The sequence below is a fragment of the Sulfitobacter sp. SK012 genome (assembly GCF_003352085.1).
In the GTDB taxonomy this organism is placed as follows: domain Bacteria; phylum Pseudomonadota; class Alphaproteobacteria; order Rhodobacterales; family Rhodobacteraceae; genus Sulfitobacter.
The window spans coordinates 2542186-2561215 of the sequence record NZ_CP025804.1 but is presented as its reverse complement, the minus strand read 5'-3'; the positions used below and the strand labels follow the sequence as shown (position 1 = coordinate 2561215).

Sequence of the window (19030 nt, the reverse complement as noted above, 5' to 3'; positions counted from 1 at the left end):
TTTAGGGGGCCGGTGCGGGGGTTGCTGATGTTGATGCCGCGCTGCGCACCACCCGACCTAGATACATCATCAATCCAAAAGCCAGTGTCGCAAGAACCAAAACAGCGATTGTTAGTGGATGTGCGGTACCGTCAAACAACGTCCCAATAGGGATTGAAATTAGCGCCGCTATGACCGTTGCAACAGCGCTGATTACACTCGCGGCAGTGCCCGCGATATGGCCCATCGGCTCCATCGCCAAGGCGTTCAGGTTGCCCAACGTCAGGCCCGCTTGGAAGAACAAATAGGTCTGCCAGCCAACAAAGAATGCAAAGCCATACATCCTTTCGCCAAGGTCAAAGTAGACAAAAACAAGCGACAAAAGGATCTGCAGGCCAAAGGCGATCGTGATCAGCCGCTGCATTCCGTAGCGCACAACCAGAAGCGCGTTGAGCACGCTCGCAGTTGCGGAAATCGCGGCGACAACGCCGAACCAATAGGGAAACGATGCGGCCCTGTCATAGACTTCGGCATAGATCTGTTGAACCATCATCAAGGTAATAAACAGCATGGCCATGGCCAGCGACTGAACAAGGATCGACAGGCGGACGACACGGTGGGCGAATATTTCTCGCACGGCCTGGAGCATCAACCTTGCACGCAACGGACGGCGACGCTCAACCGCAAGGGTTTCGGGCAGCCGAATAGCCATCCAAATCAAGTAGATTGCGGCAAACACAATGAACGCCAGAAAGATTGCACGCCAACCAGCGGTGCTGATGATTAGGGCACCCAAGGCAGGCGCTACGGCTGGTACAAGAGTAAAAATCACCATCACGATTGAAGATATCTGCGCCATTTGGCGGCCCGAATAGAGATCGCGGATGACTGCAAGGGCGACCACACGCGGGCCCGAAGCGCCCAAACCTTGGAACACGCGGGCAATCAGCATCATTTCAAGCGATTGAGCATACCAAGCAAGCCCAGCCGCAACGATATAGAGAGCCGCACCCCCATATATGACTTTCTTGCGCCCAAAGGCATCCGACAGAGGGCCAGTAAAGAAGGTACCAATGCCCATGCCAATCAAAAAGGCGCTGAGAACCAAAGGCGCACGATGTGGCAGGTCAGGTGTGAGCTCTGCTGCAATTTCGGGCATGGCAGGCAACATGGCGTCGATGGAGAAAGCAATCGTTGCGAAAATCATCGCAATCAACGCTACGAACTCGGCGCGCCCCATTCGGAAGTCTTGACTTGTAGGCGGCAACAGGTAGCTCCAATGGCTCTTCTAGTATTAATTACTCTAATGTAACAGGAACTAACCTAAGGTTGCAGTTGACACAATCCCGGTCAGATGCATTTGAGTATAAATATCTTCAATCGGCAAAGAAAGCACAAAAAAGCCCACTTGCTGATGGTTTTTTAGTAGGTTTTAGAAACACTTATGCTCACTCAATAGGTATTGTCGCAAGAATGGAGACACAGGTGTCGAATTCTAGATCTGAGTGGCGTCTTCGGAGCTGGAGAAACCTATAGTTGAGTTAACCTGCGACGCGTATGTCTTCCAAGGTCAATCGAGTCCGCAATAGGCTGCTGGAAATGTCCTTGGTCCGTGGCAGATATATGACCTCTGCGAGGTCGCTTAGATCGTCAAATCGGCCTTCCCAATCATCGCCCATCGCAAACACTGAGGCATTGTAGTTCACAATATCAGTTCTTTTTTGATCCCAGTCTTCTTCCGCAATAACGTGCGTTACATAGCGGCAACTTTCCAGGATGGCGCGCCGTTGCGCATAGGGCAGGGTGCTTTGCTTGCCTTTCGCGGCATTAAACGCGTCCGTGGAACAGCCTACGATCACTTCATTGCCCAATGCAGTCAGCCTTGACAGCAATCGTGCATGACCGTGGTGAAAAAGGTCAAACGTGCCATAGGTCAGGATGGTTCGCTGTGGAGGCCGTTTTAACATTAGCCAAGACTTTCGAGAAAAGGGGCAAAGCGTTTGTTGGCTGCAGCCCAAGGAAATTTAAAGAGTGGGTCCGGGGTTTCCCAGCCAGGCCCGTAATTTTCGGCAAGCATCCGTTCGGGGAACGCAGGCAGCGCCTGTCCCGTGAGCCTGCAAGGTTGCAACGGCAGCACATCTTCTGCCGCAAGACCGCCGCTGGTATGAGGATAAACAAAGACGCGGTCGTCTTGCAGCCATGCGGGAAACAGATCAATCTCGATGGTGCCTGCCCGGCGCAATTTGTAGATGCCCGGCATTCCCGGAACATCAGCCTCAAACAGATCATGCGCGATCAGTTTGGCGCGCAGCGCGGTCCATTCCTCAGCTGCTTCTTCGGCGCTATTGGCCCAAAGCATAATCGCTAAATCAACATCATCATCATGATCAATCAACTGGGCATCGCGAACAATGCCCAGCAATGTGCCCGAGTTCAGAAACACTTCGTAACCCGCGCGCCGCAATGTCCGCAGATGGATATCCACTTGCACCCAAATGGCGTCGTGGTCCGCCGTGGCAAAAATTTCCTCGCGGTAGCCGTGGTTAGTTAAGATCAGCGGCGCAAGGTAGTCTTTGATTTGGGTCTCGAACACATTGAACTCTGCTTGCGTGTTCGAATTTTCGTGCAAGGCGCGCAGTTTCATCATGTTGCTGATCGCTTTGCTGGGGCGAATTTTTGCAATCGCCGCAAGCATAATACTGGCCTCAAGCCAAGCACGGGTATGCTGGCGCTGCGCAAGGCCGCGCAGTTCATTGTAATAGGATTGGGCTTCAATACAGGTTTCGCCCAAGGCAATCTCTGCTCGGGCCATTAGGTGTAATTCAAATATACGAAGGTCTTGCCCGTTTCCGGACATTGCCTGCTCGTCTGCCATGTTGACCGCTCAATAGTATATTATTTAACGAGGCTTTTTGCCCCTTGTGCAGTCATGATAGGCCAGCGAGTTCAACAAAGTAAGCTTTTTGTTGCCCGGAACGTCAACTGATGCATCCGGGCCCCAATTTAGGTCATCTCGGCGATGACTTTGGCCCAAAGCTCTGGCTGTTGTGCGCCCGGAACAGCGTGACGCCCGGCGACAATAAAGGTTGGTACTGAATTGATGCCCATCTTTCGGCTATGCGCGTCGCGATCGCGGATGTCTTGCACATCTGCATCTGAGGCCATGAGCCGGGCGACAACCGACGCGTCCATGCCGCAAGCATCCGCGATATCAGCCAAAACCTCAATCTGACCGATGTCGCGGGCGTCAACGAAATAGGCGACGAACAGGGCATCAACGACGGCGTTCTGGTGCCCTTCGATGCCAGCCCAATGGATCAGGCGGTGGGCGTTGATGGTGTTGGGCGTTCGTTTCATCCCCTCAAAGTTGATCTTGAGGCCCGCCGCCTGAGAATGCTCAACCACTGGTGCATAGGCGCGCACGGCGGCTTCTTTGCCACCAAACTTGCCTTCCAGATAGGCGCGGCGATCCATGCCTTCTTTTGGCATATCCGGGTTAAGCTGGAACGGGTGCCATTCGATGGTAAAGGGGTGATTTCCGTTCGTTTTTAACGCCTTGTCCAGATGCGTTTTGCCGATGTAGCACCACGGGCAAATGGGGTCGGACATGATATCAAGCTTCGTGGTTTCATCGGTCATTTCGGTCTTACCTCATAAAGCGGTGCCAACGCGCGGCGCTGCAATTTGCCATTTGCGCCCATGGGCAGCGCTGGCAGATGAACATAGAGGCGCGGCTGTTTATAACGCGCCAGTTTGGACCCGGCATAAAGGTGCAATGCAGCATCGTCCAGTGCGGCAGGGCCAGTGTAGAATGCAGCGATCACATGCACGTCCGGACTGACCTCAATCTGCGCGCACCCTGCACCCGTAATCCCAGGCATTTCGAGCAGCACTTGTTCGACCTCGATGGGCGACACCCGAAAGCCGCCTGCGTTCATCATGTCATCCGCGCGGCCCAAATAGATGATCTGGTCGTGCGCATCCATCGCGCCCTGATCCCCGGTCATGAACCAGTCACCTTGGAATTTTGCAGCCGTAGCTTCGGGGGCATCCAAGTACCCCAACATCAAACCGGGATCGTCGCGGCGCACGGCAATGGTGCCTTCGGTATTGCGCGGCGCTGGCCCGTCAGGCCCAATGATCGCGATGCGGCGCCCGTTTTGTGGTCGCCCCAAAGCATCGTTTTGTGCAGAACCATCAGGGGCTTGCGAGATGAAGGTGGAGCATTCGGATATGCCGTAAGCTTCAAGGATCCGCGAGCCCGTCGTAGTCTGCCATGCGCGGCTCACACGGGACGGCAGCTTTTCTCCTGCACTTAATCCATGCCGCAGATCCGGTAGATCTAGCTTGTCGTGATGACGCAGGATTTGCCGGTAGATACCCGGTGCAGCTGCAAAAATGCTGGCGCCGTGGCGCTTCATCAGCGCGGGCAACTCTGCAGGTGCTGTGCCAGACGCAGGGATCAGCGCGGTCGCCCCAGCGGTCCAAGGGTCCATCAGGCCTGTGCCTAAGGTGTAGGTCCAATTCAACGCGCCTGCGTGCATCACGCGGTCCTGCTCGCGCAGTCCATACCAACCCTCAAACATCATTTGACGCGCCCAAATGGCACGGTGCGCATGGGCGACAGCGCGTGGCGTGCCTGAGGTCCCGGATGTATAGATGATGTAGCCCAGCCGATTTGGATCGCCCATGTGCCAATCCGCGGCTGGCAGGCTTTGCATTGCGCGCAACGTTTCTAGGTTGATCGCATTGGGGATCAACGGGCAGACGACGTCTGGATCATGTAACACCACATCGGGTCGCAGCGTGCTGAGGATATGCGCAACTTCGCGGTCGGTTAAGGACGCCGATGTCGGCACAGGCACCATCCCAGCGGCAAGCGCGCCCAAATACGCCAGTGGGAAATCAACCGTATTGCTAAGGCGCAGCAACACTCGTGCTCCAGGCTCAAGCCCGAGGGTCTGCAAGCCGGTGGCCGTGCCAAGCACAGCAGATTTTAGCGCCGCATAGGTCCAATCATGCGAACCTTCCGGGCCGACAATCTGTAAGGCCAATTTATCAGGTGTCAGATTCGCATGCGCCAAGACATGCGCCGCCATGTTGAACGGCGCAGGGCAAGGTTTGAAACCACCATGATCAAAGACTGAAGTCATTGCGGTTTGGCTAGCGTCCGGTGCGGCCCGTTGCAAGTACAAGCTCTGCCAATTATAGCAACAACATGACGAAATCTGATGCCAAGTCCATGATCCAGATCGCGCGCGAAGATGGTGAGGCCGCGCATGTGCCGCCTGTCGATCTGGGCGTGCGGGTGCGCGAATTGCGCAAGGCACGCGGTTGGACATTGGAGCAGGCAGCCGGGCAGGCGGGGCTTGCCCGCTCGACATTGTCAAAGATCGAAAATGGTCAAATGTCGCCAACCTATGATGCGCTAAAAAAGCTGGCCGTGGGGCTTGAGATTTCTGTGCCGCAGCTGTTTACCGCGCCGTCCGCCGGGCAGATCAATGGGCGCCTAGCCGTAACGCGCCAAAACGAAGGCACCGCCAAAGCAACGGCGACCTATGAGCATACATTACTGGCCGACACGCTGCGCAAAAAGCAGATGTTGCCATACCATGCGCGCGTTCGGGCCCGTCAGATGGAAGAATTTGACGGTTGGGTCCGCCATGATGGCGAAGAGTTTCTGTATGTGCTGACCGGCGTCATTCAGCTGTTTAGCGAATTTTACGAACCAATCGAGATGCGACGCGGCGACAGCGCGTATTACGACGCTGCGATGGGCCATAACGTGGTGTCTGTCAGCGACGAAGATGCGACGATCTTATGGGTCACGTCACTCGTCTAAGAGCGCCTTGAGCGCGAAATGCGCGATGCCTACTGCGACCAGCTGCGCTGCGATAAACGCCGGAATATGGCTTGGGTTGATACCTGCAAAACTATCCGAGAAACCACGCGCGATTGTCACCGCCGGATTGGCAAAGCTGGTCGACGCCGTGAACCAATAAGCGCCTGTAATATAAAGAGCGACCAACGTCGGAACCGCCTCGGCGCGCGCTTTAAGGCCTCCAAAAATGACCAAAAGTAGGCCCAGCGTCGCAATCAGCTCTGATCCCCATTGTGCGCCACCCGTGCGGTGCATCGTCTGCGAGATTTGCACAATCGGTTGGTCAAACATAAAATGCGCGATCCAGACACCGGCTATGGCCCCGGATATCTGAGCGATGATGTACCCAGGTAGATCGCGCCACGGTAACGCGCCGCTTAAAGCAAATGCGATGCTGACAGCTGGATTGAAATTTGCGCCTGAAATCGGACCCAGGACCGTGATAATTACGTAAAGCATGCAGCCCGTAGCGATTGCATTCGCCAGGAGCATGATCGCGACATTTCCTGATGCGAGGTTCTCTCCCATAATCCCTGAGCCGATGACAGAGATCAGCAGCAGCGCCGTGCCAAGGGCTTCAGCGGCGAGCCGGCGCTTCATCCTTGGGTACCACAGGCGTTTAGATGCGCTTGCAGGGCTGTGGCCGTCATCGTCTCAACTGGTGCGGCAAGGAAAGACTCAGCTCGACGTGACAGGATGGCATAGGCTTGGTCGAAGGCCGCGGGCGCTTCATGTTTTGACGCAGCGGCGGGGTCTTCAACACCCCAATGCGCCCGCAGCGGAGCACCCGGCCAGAATGGGCAGGTTTCGCCGGCAGCCGACCCACAAACAGTAATCACAGCATCCATTTGTGGTGCACCTGTCTCGGCGAACTCATCCCAACTTTTGGACCGCAACCCTGAGACATCATACCTCTCGCGTTCAAGCAAGGTGAGTGAGTGCGGATTGACTTGACCAGCAGGTTGGCTGCCAGCGGAAAAAGACATAATTCTCCCTTTGCCCAGACGCGCCAAAAGACATTCCAAAAGGATCGATCGGGCTGAGTTGCCCGTACATAAGACAAGTATATTCATGCGGTCCAACTACACCTGCAATGCTACAGTTTCGTGACAGGATTATTTATCTTCCCACCACCACATGCCGGGCATCCAGTCAGGACCATCACCGTATATCGGAATGACGTCCGGGTGCTGCATCTGTGACACATGAGCGATACGACCTTCGCTGTAGGACCAAAACGGCACGACGTAACGACCCGCTGTCAGCAACCGGTCCAACGCACGGGCTGCTGCGACAAAGTCCGCACTGTCGCGTGCACCAAGCATTGCGTCGATCATTCCGTCAATTGCTGGGGATCTGACGCCCATCAGGTTGCGCGATCCCGGCTGATCTGCTGATTCCGTACCCCAATAGAACTTTTGCTCATTGCCCGGGCTGAGCGACAGGGAACGTCTAAATATCGTCATGTCGAAATCAAACTCGTTTGTGCGCCCGACAAATTGAGCGTCATCGACGGTTTCAACCATAACCTTGATGCCTAACCGGGTCAGGGCCTGAACATAAAGCTCAGCGATCGCGACATTCTCAGTGCTGCCCTTGGCCAACAGGATATCAAAGGTCAGGGGCGACCCGTCTCCGCGCCGCATGGTACCATCTGCGGCGGAGTATCCGGCCGTTTCAAGCTTGGAGATGGCCGACGCGATGCCAGCGCGGTTGCGGGCAGATCCATTGGCAACTGGCAAACTGTACCCATCCATCGCACCGACGGGCAACGTGTCGATGTAGGGGGTTAAGAACTCGGCAACGCGCCCTTCGGCCGGGCCATGCTGCATCGATAGGATCGAGTTTGAGAAATACGAGGTGATGCGCGGCTGTGCACCGCCCGTCAGCGTGTCATTGATATACTCAAAATTAAACGCATCGATCATTGCGTCGCGCACGCGCCAATCATCAAAAGGCGCGCGGCGTGTGTTCATCACAAAACCGGTCATGCCTGATGGCTTTTGATGCGGGATCGTCGTTTTGACCACGTCGCCGCGCAATGCTGCCGGAAAGCCGTACTGATTTTCCCAAGTCTCCGCATTGAATTCGCGTACGGCCGAGATTTCACCAGCCTTGAAGGCTTCAAACAAAACCGATGCATCGCCGTAGAAATCGATTTTGATGTTGTCGATGTTGTGGGTGCCGCGGCGGAATGGCACATCAACGCCCCAATAGTCAGGATTGCGGGACAACTGCACAAAGCGGCCGCCCTCAAATCCACTGATCACATATGGGCCAGAGCCAAGCGGGATCTCAGAGATCGGCGCGTTCTGAAAATCCTGACCTTCCCATTGGGCACGACTTAGTATCGGACGCATTCCTGCCAAAAGAGCCAATTCTCGATTGTCGGTGTTGAAGGTAAATTTCACCGACCGGTCGCCAGTTTGCTCGATCTTTTCGATCTGCGAGACCAACCCATAGTAGCGAGGATGTCCTTGGCTGCCCAAAAGCTCGTAGCTAAACATTACGTCATCGACAGTAACTGGCGTCCCATCCGAGAACTTTGCCTCTGCGCGTAGCGTGAATTCGACCCAAGTGCGGTCCTCATCTGTTTCAACCGATTCGGCCAATAACCCGTATAGCGCGAAAGGTTCATTCCACGATCGCCCCATTAGGGATTCGTGCGTGAAGAACGGCAGCTGCCACGGCGACGTGCCTTTGGCGATGTAAGGGTTCAGGCTGTCAAAGCCGCCGGTGTTTCCCAACGTTATCGATCCGCCCTTGGGCGCATTGGGGTTCGCATAAGGCAAAGACACAAAATCAGGTGGGAGGGCCGGGGCTCCGTACATAGATATCCCATGTGCTGGCTCTGCATGCACTGCTGCACCGAACAGAATCAGTGAAGAGAAGGCCATAAACCCCCGTGTGATTTGGAAACTATCCGCGCTCATTTCTGCAACAATCCTGTTCAGCCTTTGTTTTATTGCCTTAACGCTTAGCGTGGTCTTTGGGGCATATCAAACTTTATGCTTGGCCAAACCTAGGGAATTGTTTATAAAGGTCTTACTGCTCGATAGGTTTCTTGCCTGTATGAAACCTGCCTCAATAACTTGACGCCCGCTTCGCGCGGGCGTTTTTTTTGCCCAACGACACTTTGCACTGTTGTTATAGGTATCTCAAATCTTACCGTTCCGCGCGCCTCGCCAATTTTGGCGAATTGACAGAACTGCATTTTTGCGGCGTAGCTAACCCGAAGTTCAATGCCTTTCGCAAGTGCAGCATTTACGCTATTTTGCCGCCAAACCCAAAATTGGAGGCTATTCCCATGGCATTTACAATCGACCTTTCAGGTAAGACGGCCATCATCACGGGCTCAAACTCTGGCATTGGCCTCGGCATCGCGCGAGAAATGGCCAAGGCAGGTGCGGATGTTGTACTGAATTCCTTTTGCGACCGCAAAGAAGACCACGCTTTGGCCGAAGAAATTGCCGATCTGACAGGTGTCAAAGCGCGCTATATCAAAGCTGACATGTCCAAGGGCGACGAATGCCGCCAGTTGATCACGGATGCAGGGCGCTGCGACATCTTGATCAACAACGCCGGCATCCAGCATGTCGCCCCGATCCCGGAATTTCCGACCGCAAAGTGGGACGCGATCATTGCGATCAATCTAAGCTCAGCGTTTCATACCACGGCCGCCGCATTGCCGATGATGCGTGCAGCGGGCTGGGGCCGGGTGATTAACATTTCATCTGCCCATGGCCTAACGGCGTCGCCCTACAAAGCGGCCTATATTGCTGCAAAACACGGGATCATTGGCCTGACCAAAACGACAGCGCTGGAAACAGCCCAAGAGCCGATCACATCAAACGCGATCTGCCCTGGTTATGTGCTGACCCCATTGGTCGAAAGCCAGATCCCCGACACGATGAAAGAATATGACATGAGCCGCGAGGACGTGATCAAGAACGTCATGCTCAAACGCCAGCCGTCCAAAGAGTTCGCCACCGTTGAGCAGATGGGCGGCACAGCGACGTTCCTGTGCTCATCTGCGGCAGATCAGATCACCGGCACCGCAATCAGCGTGGATGGCGGTTGGACTGCGCTTTGATCGTTACTGTTTAAACAAACGCCCCCGGACCTTAACAGGACCGGGGGTGTTTTTCATTCTGCAGCCAGCTGATTCTGAACGCCCTGAGAGATCAAAAAGTTGCTGATCTGATCGCGGACGACTTCGGCGATGGGCAAGGCTTGGCCCAAATCGGCAAATGTCATTGCTGTAACCGTACCCGCGGTGTCTTCTTTATCTTCAACGCGGCGCCAATCGGCATCCAGATGATCTGACAGATGGATCATCGCAATTTCTTCGCCATTGCGGAAATGACGTAGAACTGGGTGGATAAAGGGATCAGGCTCTCCGCCGTAAGCGGTGTGCGCCCGCTTTACATGTGTAGGCGTATCCCCAAAGTTACCGAACTCAAGCGTGATCAGCAGACTGTCCTCACCCAGAATGTCGGGCGTTTCGCGGACCCACTGCACTGGAATGTCGCGGTAATGACGACCCATTTGTGGTCCTGACAGATGTATCACGTCGCCCAAGAACCCAGGCTGCAGGAACATCGCAGATGACAAGCTGATCCGGTCGATCACAGTGTCGACCAGCGGTGCGACATCGACTGCGATCTGATCACAGGGCAACTCCGTGCCCTGAACGCGGCCAGCAATAAAGGTCGCTAGCGCCGCGATGTTGTGCCGGAACCCGTGCACAAATCCAGACATGGTTTTCTTGAAATCCCGGCTTTGCATGATTGTGCCCGCAAACCAAAGGTTCGGCGTGGTTGTGGATTCCCACTGGGGGGTCATAACGGGGAACTTGTCAAAATGCTGCAAGGCTGGGCGGATGTCTTCGGCAAGGATCGAAGGGTCCCAGCGAAATCCGGTACAACAGATAACGTGATCATAGCGCAAGACAATTTCGTGCCCTTCGGCCGCTGTCATACGGGCATGCACCACGTAGGTATCGCCGTCCTTTTCAATACGCACCGGATTGGCATCCACCACAGCGTTTTGCGATTTCAGTTGGTAAGTATCGATGAATTCGGTGTTCACGGCCCGCACATGACCCACGAAATGGGTGTTCCAGGCGAACTTGATCGGATTGGGGCTCATAACGTGGATGGCAGAGGCATGCTCCAGCATCTTTTGTGCTGTCTCAAAGGCCGCGTTGCCTTTGCCCAAGATCAGAACACGTTTGTTATTGAACCGTTCCAGCGTCGCGTCAAAATCGATGTAGTTCTCTGTCAACTCGATGCCTTCGACATCAGGCAACCAAGGCTGCGTGACGCCGCTTGAAACGATGACATGATGCGAGCGGAACTTCCGACCATCAGCAGTCTCAACCGTAAACACATCATCCGCCTTGCTGATCTGTGCGACTTCGGCATTCAATACGACATCATCACCCAGCATTTCGGCGAATTTCTCTAGGTATTCAACATAGCGGTCGGCTTTTGGAAAATACCGAGTGGTATAATCTCCAACCTTCAGCCCCTCATCATTGAGTAGGCTGTTCCAGTCAAACCGCAACTGGGCGTCTTTATCGTCGAGACCTGTGTGCACTTTGTTGATAGAGATGAAATTACGATGCCGAGGGAATTTCCGGAAAAAACCGCTGACGCCGTCTCCGCGCTCCAGCAATGCGATCCGCAGCCCTTTTTTACGCAATAAATACGCCGCCTGTAGCCCAGCGGGCCCCGCACCAACAACGCAACAATCCAGTATATTTTCGCTCGACGACATGTTCACCCTTCCACCTGACGGCCATATCCGACCGTTTCAAAAACCAAACCAATGCTCGCGCAACGTGTCAACCTTTACGCGAACAACTTACAACAAGAAGACGAGTTGTTGCAGTTATCACAATGCAGTATCGGTGGACTCTGATTAAGGAATGCCCAATGACTCAAAAAAAACAGATCAACCTTGCCTTGCAGGGCGGCGGTGCACATGGCGCATTCACATGGGGTGTCTTGGATCGATTGCTGGAAGAAGAGGAGTTGGACATTTGCGCCATCTCCGGCACCTCCGCGGGTGCGTTGAATGGGGCGGCTCTCAAGGCGGGGATGATCAATGGCGGTCGACAAGGCGCGCGTGACAATCTGGATTGGCTATGGGAGCAGGTCGCCGGCGCGCCGGATCTGAGCATTGCGAAATGGATGACCCCGATGGAGCCCGCGGCCATTAGCAAGGTTTTGGAGAACAGCCTGCCTGTCGCGATGGCCGAGGCTTGGACACGGATGGTATCGCCCTATGATTATGGACCGTTTTATAAAAACCCGCTAGCCGATATTGTCGCGCGATTTGATTACACCCATGTGTGTGACGATGACAAACCGCAGCTTTTGGTTTGCGCAACGCGCGTGCGAAACGGCAAAATTCGCGTGTTTCAGGGCGCAGAGATTGGCCCCGATGCGCTGATGGCCTCGGCCTGTTTGCCCACTGTATTCAAGGCCATTGAAATTGATGATGCGACCACAGGCCGGCGAGAAGCCTTTTGGGATGGCGGCTATACCGGAAACCCCGCGCTCTTTCCGTTGTTTGCCAAGGACTTGCCCGATGACATTGTGATCATCAACATCAATCCGCTTGAACGTGATGAAATCCCGACCACGCCACAGCAAATTCAGAACCGCATCAATGAAATCAGCTTCAATTCAAGTTTGCTTCGCGAATTGCGGGCGATTGAGTTTGTGCAGCGCATGCTGGACGACGGCCAATTGAAGAGTGAACAGAAAAGCCGGGTGCGGGTGCATATGATCGCCGATGACAAACTGATGTCGCAACTCTCTGTCGCCACAAAAACAGTTCCAAACGCCGGGTTGATCTTGCAGCTCAAAGAAGCAGGTCGGGCCGCGGCGGATACGTTTCTGACGGGTCACATCGACGACATCGGCAAGCGCAGCACAATCGATCTTAAGGAGATGTTCAGCTAGGCAGACGTTGCGCTGCCCTAGTTTTTCTCAACCTTGTCCAATAGTTCGACCACTGTGTTGTCTTCCTCCTCCGGCGCGCTGGTATTGGGGTAAACAAGCCCCGCGGAGATCACCAGCTTGGCGGCATCTTCGACACTCATATCCAGTAGCTTCACGTCTTTGCGCGGGAAAAACAGCAAAAACCCGGAAGTGGGGTTCGGCGTGGTAGGGACAAAAATCGACAGCATCCCGCCATCCACATCCGCCTTAGTGGCAACTTCACCTTTGGCCGTGGTTGAAACAAACCCAATGGCCCAAATGCCTTTCCGCGGATATTCGATCAGACAGGCGTGCTCAAAGCTGCTCTCGGATTGGGCAAAGATCGTCTCAGAAATCTGCTTGATGCCCGAATAGATCGAACGAACAACCGGCGTGCGCTCCACCAGGCTTTCTGCAAAGCGGATCATGGAGCGCCCGATAATGCCTTTGGCCAGCCAACCGACCACAACCGTGAAAATCAGGAAAATAACAACGCCAAGGCCGCGCACGTTAATCTGGATGGACGGATCAAGACCAAAGAAATCCTGGATCATCCGATCGGGGTGGTACGATTGCGGTACGAGCGGCAGCACAAAGCCGTCGATCCAGCCAATTACCGACCAGATCAACCATATCGTCAACCCAACAGGCGCAATGACAACCAGGCCCGTGAGGAAACTTGCGCGCACACGGGCAAGCATCCCACGGCGCGGTGGTTTAGGATCGGGATCGAAAGGTGTGTTCATCTACATAGTAATCCGGATTGCAACGTTTGCAATTAAGTTATGTGCTCTGCCCGCCCGTCACAATGGCACAACGCACTGCAAACCGATGTTATGCGACCAGATGGCCCGCAATTTTGGCCGCAAGTGCTGCATTATTGCGCACCAGTGCAATATTTGCCTCCAAAGACTGCCCATTGGTCAGCTCAAAGATGCGTTGCAGCAGATAGGGCGTGACGGCTTTGCCAACGATTCCGGCGCGCTGCGCATCGGCCTGCGCCGTCGCGATGATCGGGTTCAGCACCTCTGCGGCAATTTCAGCGTCAGCTGGGATCGGATTGGCAATCAGCTGCCCGCCCGGCAATCCAAGTGCGGCGCGCATTTTATGAGCCGCGGCAATCTGCGCCGCATCATCCATGCGAAGTGGGGCGCGCAGTTTTGATCCACGTGACCAAAACGCCGGAAAGGCATCCTGACCATAAGCAATCACCGGAACGCCTTGGGTTTCTAACACCTCAAGCGTTTTAGCTACATCAAGGATGGCTTTGGCACCTGCTGCGACAACGGTCACAGGAGTTTGTCCCAATTCCATCAGGTCGGCTGAAATATCAAAACTGTCCTCGGCCCCTTTATGGACCCCACCAATACCGCCCGTCGCAAAAACTGCGATCCCGGCCAGATGGGCGGCAATCATTGTCGCGGCCACTGTTGTGGCACCTGTGCCGCCGGTTGCGATGCAGGCGGCCATGTCGGCACGGCTTAATTTGAGCACGTTCTTTGCCTGTGCCAGATCGGCAAGCTGCGCATCCTCCAGCCCGATATGCAGTTGGCCCTTGATCACTGCAATTGTCGCCGGAGTGGCACCGGCAGCGATAACATCAGCCTCGACCTGACGCGCGACCTCAAGGTTCTGGGGATAGGGCATCCCATGCGTGATGATCGTGCTTTCCAGCGCAACAATTGGCAGTCCGTCCTGCGTTGCCTTTGTCACGGCAGCGGAACGGTGAAGCGTCAGTGTCGTGTTCAGTGTCATATCTTAGTTTCTCCAGAAACGTATTGTGCGGCTGCACTCAGCGCGTTGTTCAGTGCCACATCGGGCGCATGCCCGCGCAGCTCGGCGGCGATGTGCGCGGCCATAAATGTATCTCCGGCACCCGTTACACGGGTCACTGAAACGGGCGGAGGTGTTTGTGTGATCAAGCCGGTGCTCTCAGCGACCGTGGCCGGGTTACCGCCATCGGTCACAACCGCGCGCAGGGCACCGCGCGCCAAAAGGCCCGCAGCCGCATCGTTTGAACTGCCAAAACCAGCCTGACACAGCAGTCCAGCCTCTTCGAGGTTCACATAAAGCGTGCCGCGTCCCGTGCGCAGAAACGGTGAAAGCCGCAAAGCTTTGCCCGGGGATGCAGGCGCCACACGCAGATCAGCCTCAGCCAAAAGCGGGCTCGAGGCCATAGTAGCCAGCAATTCCACGGTGAGGTTTCCATCAAGCGCCACAGCACCGGTAAAACCCTCGGGCAGGGGTCGCAAAATCTTTTCTCCCGCTGCTTCGAGAGAATGCGCATCTGCCACAGCCGCAATCAGGCCATTTGCTCCCTCAACGGCCATATACCGATCAGTGGGCAGATCATCCGAGCGGTAGATCATGTCCGTCACAAGCCCTCGCGCCGCACAGGCTGCGATCAGCTCATCGCCTTCGGCGTCCCGGCCCACGGCACTCAGCAACGCAGGTTTCAACCCAAACCGGGCCAACGCCATTGCAATATTCAGGGCAACGCCGCCGGGTAGGCGGGTAATGCGCCCCGGCATATCAGAGCCCTGGCGCATCGCGGTATCACAGCGCCCGATCACGTCCCATAGGACCGATCCGATGCACATGATGTCAGTGTGTTCAGTTGATGTCATGCTGCCCGTTTTGACGAAGGTCCGCGCCCCGTGCAAGCCCTGCTGAGCTTATTGCGGCACAGCAAATGTAAGTGCCGCCCAAAGCGTTTCCCACACCGGGCTCTTGGGTGTCTCGCCCGCATCCAGGGAGGGGCGCAGCACCACATGGTCAAAAAGATAGGTATGCGCGTCATCCACGGGGATTGTTGCCTGACCGTCTGCGCCAGTTCGGTGCAACGTGACGCTCACTGATTGATCCGGCGCGCGGTCAAATACCTCGACTTGTGCGTCAGGCAACGGAGCGCCCTGATAAAAGAGTGCCACCTGCATTTGCCCGTCAAAGCCGTCCGCATAGGGATTGGTTAAGGCCACAAACTCGACTTCAAGGCCAAGTTCGCGATCCGCACCTTCGCCGTCACCCACAGCTATCAGTGCTTTGGCGTGGCGGGTGTAGCGTTCGGTGAATTTTTCCATGCTCCAACCTGCGGCCTTATGATCAGCGGCGGCAAGTGGGAAATCTTTGTGCTTGGCAAAGGCGAGGAATTTTTCCCACTCGGAATACGTGATGTTGCTGGGGGCTGCTTCATGCGCAATCACAAGCAAGCCTTCGCTTTCGGGGGCATCAAACTGAATGGCCGGGCTGTCGCCCATTCGACCAGGAATTGTTGTGACTTTATCCCCGAAAACCGCATCCATTCGCGTATTACGCTTTTCGAAAAACGCGAGGTCAGTACCTTTGAAATCTTGCCCGTTGCGAATGTCGGCAAACACAGGTTTACCTGTGTCTACTTGATACGCCAGCGGCTCAACCCATAATTCATGGGCGATGGCCACAGAGCCAATCATCACGAACGTACAGACGGTAAAAAGGCGCAGCAGGTTCATGGCACAGACTTTCCTAAAACTCCTCTTTAAGCTGACGCTGGCGGTCCTTTTGTCAAGCGGAGCCGCGCGTGCTCACGAAGTGTTGCCTACCATCGCGGACCTAATAGTGGCTGACGGCACAGCAGAATTATCCCTGCGGATTAACCTCGAGGCGTTTTTGGCAGGCGTCGATCTTGATAACGCTGAAAACACTGACGAGACCGCCCAAGCCGCAGATTACGACGCCCTGCGCGGGCTTTCCGCTGACCTGATCGCGGCCCAAGCGCCTGAGGTTTTGATCGCCTGGAATGCGCTGCCGATCTTGCGGGTGGACGGGAATGCGGTGCTGCTTTCAACAACGTCGGTTGTCGTCCCCCAAGATGTGGACCCTGAATTGCCGCGCATCGCCGAATGGGTGCTGAGCGGGCAAGTTCCCAAGGATGCAGTCTTCATAACTATGGCTTGGCCTGATGGCGCGGGTGACTTGATCTTGCGCCAACAAGGCGTGGAAGATCCGTTCACAGGCCTGATCAGCGGCGGCAACATTAGCGAAGAAATCTCGCTCGGTGGTGGCGGCGCACAGAACGCGTGGCAGGCCTTTGTCGGGTATATCCCGGTGGGGTTCGATCATATTCTGCCCAAAGGGCTCGATCACATCCTGTTTGTGCTGGGGCTGTTTTTCCTATCGACGCGGTTGCGCCCCCTGATCTGGCAGGTTTCAGCCTTTACGCTGGCCCATACCGTCACATTGGCCCTTGGGGCGTTGGACATCGTGAGTGTGCCGGGCAGCATCGTCGAGCCATTGATTGCGGCCTCCATTGTTTATGTCGCGGTCGAGAATATATTTACCTCAGGGCTCAGCCCTTGGCGCCCGGTTGTGATCTTTGGCTTTGGGTTGCTGCACGGTCTTGGCTTTGCATCGGTGTTGGGTGAATTCGGCCTGCCTGAGGATCAGTTCATCTCGGCCCTGATCGGCTTCAATATCGGCGTAGAGATCGGTCAACTATCAGTTATCGCAATCGCATTCATTGCGGTCGGATGGGCCATGCAGCGCACATGGTACCGCAATGTCATCGCGGTGCCAGCATCTTGCGTGATTGCAGCCGTTGGGGGCTATTGGTTCGTTGAGCGGGTGTTCTTCTAGCTCATTCCCGCGACAAAGGTCGCAAGCGCTGCCGCAGGATCGTCCTGACCCCAGATTTCTTCGCCGAAGCCAAAAAAGTCGGTCATTGGGGCCAAGGCGCGGATCATGGCCTCGTCGAGTGCGCCTTCGGCGACGCAAGGGATTTCGATCACCTCAGACCACCACTTAAACATCTCTGTCTCAGCAAAACTGCCATCATCCAAAGCTGACGCTTGCACGGGACCAAAGGCAACGTAATCTGCGCCGGCTTCGCCGGCTGCCATTCCTTCATGACGCGAACCACCGCAGTAGGAACCGACAATGGCATCATCACCCAGCGTTTTGCGGGCGTGGCGCACTGAACGTGCCGCATCGTTTAAATGCACGCCATCAAGGCCAAGACGCTCAGCCAGCAACGTATGATCTGAGATCACCAACGCCACATCACGGGCATGGGTCACTTCGCGCAGCGTATCCGCGGCGCGTGACAGCTTGTCTTCGTCGCGCGTGGCCAAAGCCAAGCGCACACAGGCAATCGGATGGGCATCCAATACCGCAGCAAGCTGGTCTGGGAAGAGGCTCAGCTCAAGCTCAGGCGGGGTGATGAGGTAAAGTTGCGGCTGTTCCGGGGCGTCCATAATGCGCTATCCTTTTGTGCGTTGCCGCCGTGATTAGCCCAGCGGGCGAGAAAAGAAAACTTTAATGCCTGCAAAGCGGCATTTTTACCAAATCCGTGCAGGTGCCGTTCTTGGCAAGGGGCAGGGGCGCTTGTAAGAGGCTGGAATGAATACCGAGAACCCCAACCAGCCCGCCATTGTCCTTGTTCGCCCCCAGATGGGTGAAAATATAGGCGCCGCCGCCCGTGCCATGCTGAACTTCGGGCTCGATCACATGCGGATCGTGGCCCCGCGCGATGGCTGGCCAAACCCTGCAGCTGTCGCAATGGCATCTGGTGCCGGGCGCGTGTTGGATACTGCGCTCTTGAGCGAGGATCTGGCCGGGGCCGTTGGCGATTGTGGTTTTGTCTTTGCCACCACGGCGCGCGGGCGCGACTTGGCCAAACCGATCTATACGCCTGAAGCCGCAATGGCATTGGCCGCCGAAAAAATCGCAGCAGGCCAACGGGTGGCCGTGTTGTTTGGGCCCGAACGCGCAGGCCTTGAGAACGATGATATTTCACGTGCAAATGCGATCATTTCCGTGCCGGTGAACCCTAGCTTTGCGTCCCTGAACCTTGCGCAATGTGTGTTGTTGATGGGGTATGAATGGATGCGCCAGAGCACTGACGCGACGCCTGTGCGTGAAGAATTGGCCGGAACCAATTGGGCCGACGGGTCCGAGGTTGAACATTTGGCACGTCATTTCGAAGAACGACTGGAGGAGGCGGGGTTTTTCTATCCTGACCACAAAGCGACTTCGATGAAGGTCAACCTGCGCAACATGTGGAGCCGACTGCCGCTAACCCGTGCAGATGTGCAAATGTTGCATGGGACCTTGCGGCAGATGGTCCGCTGGGCCGGGCGCGGCTAGACCTTTGGGCAAGGGTGCCCTACCTAGGATCGCAAGTACAAAGGCGGAGGGTCCC

Annotated in this window: 19 protein-coding genes; 5 read left to right on the top strand and 14 right to left on the bottom strand. The window is 55.6% G+C overall.

All coding sequences use genetic code 11. From position 1 onward, the window contains the following. Position 1: 1 nt before the first annotated feature. The 5 genes from C1J03_RS12540 to C1J03_RS12520 all read right to left on the bottom strand — a co-directional run bounded on the left by C1J03_RS12540 (position 2) and on the right by C1J03_RS12520 (position 5132). Entirely contained in the window at positions 2-1219 is a 1218-nt protein-coding gene (locus C1J03_RS12540; RefSeq protein ID WP_114886905.1) for a multidrug effflux MFS transporter, read from the bottom strand. 301 nt (positions 1220-1520) lie between these two features. Continuing rightward, positions 1521-1946, bottom strand: coding sequence for an adenylyltransferase/cytidyltransferase family protein (locus C1J03_RS12535; RefSeq protein WP_114886904.1), 426 nt, complete (start codon positions 1944-1946; stop codon positions 1521-1523). After that, on the bottom strand, positions 1946-2854 hold the full coding sequence (locus C1J03_RS12530) for a hypothetical protein (protein WP_114886903.1): 909 nt from the start codon (positions 2852-2854) through the stop codon (positions 1946-1948). The genes C1J03_RS12535 and C1J03_RS12530 overlap by 1 nt, the downstream gene beginning before the upstream one ends. A 128-nt stretch (positions 2855-2982) precedes the next feature. After that, entirely contained in the window at positions 2983-3618 is a 636-nt protein-coding gene (locus C1J03_RS12525; protein ID WP_114886902.1) for a DsbA family oxidoreductase, read from the bottom strand. Next, on the bottom strand, positions 3615-5132 hold the full coding sequence (locus C1J03_RS12520) for a class I adenylate-forming enzyme family protein (RefSeq protein ID WP_114886901.1): 1518 nt from the start codon (positions 5130-5132) through the stop codon (positions 3615-3617). Before C1J03_RS12520 ends, C1J03_RS12525 begins: the two co-directional genes overlap by 4 nt. Before the next feature lie 65 nt (positions 5133-5197). On the opposite strand from C1J03_RS12520, the gene C1J03_RS12515 reads away from it, so the two are divergent. Beyond that, the gene (locus tag C1J03_RS12515) at positions 5198-5821 is read left to right on the top strand and encodes a helix-turn-helix domain-containing protein (RefSeq protein ID WP_114886900.1); all 624 of its coding nucleotides are present in this window, start codon (positions 5198-5200) and stop codon (positions 5819-5821) included. Here C1J03_RS12515 and C1J03_RS12510 read toward each other — a convergent pair. From C1J03_RS12510 to C1J03_RS12500, 3 genes are read right to left on the bottom strand one after another with little or no spacing between them, the layout of a single operon-like run. Continuing rightward, positions 5810-6460 carry an aquaporin gene (locus tag C1J03_RS12510; RefSeq protein WP_114886899.1) on the bottom strand — a complete coding sequence of 217 codons (651 nt, stop codon included), beginning with the start codon at positions 6458-6460 and terminating at the stop codon, positions 5810-5812. The two genes, C1J03_RS12515 and C1J03_RS12510, sit on opposite strands and share 12 nt — an antisense overlap. Then, positions 6457-6933, bottom strand: a complete 477-nt coding sequence (locus C1J03_RS12505) for an arsenate reductase ArsC (protein WP_114886898.1) — start codon at positions 6931-6933, stop codon at positions 6457-6459. The genes C1J03_RS12510 and C1J03_RS12505 overlap by 4 nt, the downstream gene beginning before the upstream one ends. Before the next feature lie 42 nt (positions 6934-6975). Continuing rightward, the gene (locus tag C1J03_RS12500; protein ID WP_441351116.1) at positions 6976-8793 is read right to left on the bottom strand and encodes an extracellular solute-binding protein; all 1818 of its coding nucleotides are present in this window, start codon (positions 8791-8793) and stop codon (positions 6976-6978) included. Positions 8794-9179: 386 nt separating this feature from the next. Here C1J03_RS12500 and C1J03_RS12495 point away from each other — a divergent pair, with 386 nt between their 5' ends. Beyond that, a complete protein-coding gene (locus tag C1J03_RS12495) occupies positions 9180-9953 on the top strand; it encodes a 3-hydroxybutyrate dehydrogenase (RefSeq protein ID WP_216825931.1) in 774 nt (257 codons plus the stop codon). A 53-nt stretch (positions 9954-10006) separates the two neighbouring features. Here C1J03_RS12495 and C1J03_RS12490 read toward each other — a convergent pair whose 3' ends face one another. Beyond that, positions 10007-11641 carry an NAD(P)-binding domain-containing protein gene (locus C1J03_RS12490; protein ID WP_114886896.1) on the bottom strand — a complete coding sequence of 545 codons (1635 nt, stop codon included), beginning with the start codon at positions 11639-11641 and terminating at the stop codon, positions 10007-10009. A 158-nt stretch (positions 11642-11799) separates the two neighbouring features. Here C1J03_RS12490 and C1J03_RS12485 point away from each other — a divergent pair, with 158 nt between their 5' ends. Further along, positions 11800-12834 carry a patatin-like phospholipase family protein gene (locus tag C1J03_RS12485; RefSeq protein WP_114886895.1) on the top strand — a complete coding sequence of 345 codons (1035 nt, stop codon included), beginning with the start codon at positions 11800-11802 and terminating at the stop codon, positions 12832-12834. Positions 12835-12851: 17 nt separating this feature from the next. Here C1J03_RS12485 and C1J03_RS12480 read toward each other — a convergent pair whose 3' ends face one another. From C1J03_RS12480 to C1J03_RS12465, 4 genes are all read right to left on the bottom strand, one after another. Continuing rightward, complete coding sequence (locus C1J03_RS12480; protein ID WP_114886894.1) at positions 12852-13598, bottom strand: DUF502 domain-containing protein; 747 nt, start codon at positions 13596-13598, stop codon at positions 12852-12854. Between the two features lie 88 nt (positions 13599-13686). Continuing rightward, entirely contained in the window at positions 13687-14607 is a 921-nt protein-coding gene (locus C1J03_RS12475; RefSeq protein WP_114886893.1) for a pseudouridine-5'-phosphate glycosidase, read from the bottom strand. After that, positions 14604-15479, bottom strand: a complete 876-nt coding sequence (locus C1J03_RS12470; RefSeq protein WP_114886892.1) for a PfkB family carbohydrate kinase — start codon at positions 15477-15479, stop codon at positions 14604-14606. Before C1J03_RS12470 ends, C1J03_RS12475 begins: the two co-directional genes overlap by 4 nt. A 48-nt stretch (positions 15480-15527) precedes the next feature. Next, the gene (locus C1J03_RS12465; RefSeq protein WP_114886891.1) at positions 15528-16343 is read right to left on the bottom strand and encodes a DUF4198 domain-containing protein; all 816 of its coding nucleotides are present in this window, start codon (positions 16341-16343) and stop codon (positions 15528-15530) included. On the opposite strand from C1J03_RS12465, the gene C1J03_RS12460 reads away from it, so the two are divergent. Continuing rightward, positions 16342-17466 carry a HupE/UreJ family protein gene (locus tag C1J03_RS12460; protein WP_114886890.1) on the top strand — a complete coding sequence of 375 codons (1125 nt, stop codon included), beginning with the start codon at positions 16342-16344 and terminating at the stop codon, positions 17464-17466. The two genes, C1J03_RS12465 and C1J03_RS12460, sit on opposite strands and share 2 nt — an antisense overlap. On the opposite strand, the gene C1J03_RS12455 is transcribed toward C1J03_RS12460, so the two are convergent. Continuing rightward, positions 17463-18083 carry a thiamine phosphate synthase gene (locus C1J03_RS12455; protein ID WP_114886889.1) on the bottom strand — a complete coding sequence of 207 codons (621 nt, stop codon included), beginning with the start codon at positions 18081-18083 and terminating at the stop codon, positions 17463-17465. The genes C1J03_RS12460 and C1J03_RS12455 overlap by 4 nt on opposite strands. A gap of 145 nt (positions 18084-18228) precedes the next feature. On the opposite strand from C1J03_RS12455, the gene C1J03_RS12450 reads away from it, so the two are divergent. Then, positions 18229-18975 carry an RNA methyltransferase gene (locus C1J03_RS12450; RefSeq protein WP_114886888.1) on the top strand — a complete coding sequence of 249 codons (747 nt, stop codon included), beginning with the start codon at positions 18229-18231 and terminating at the stop codon, positions 18973-18975. Positions 18976-19030 lie beyond the last annotated feature (55 nt).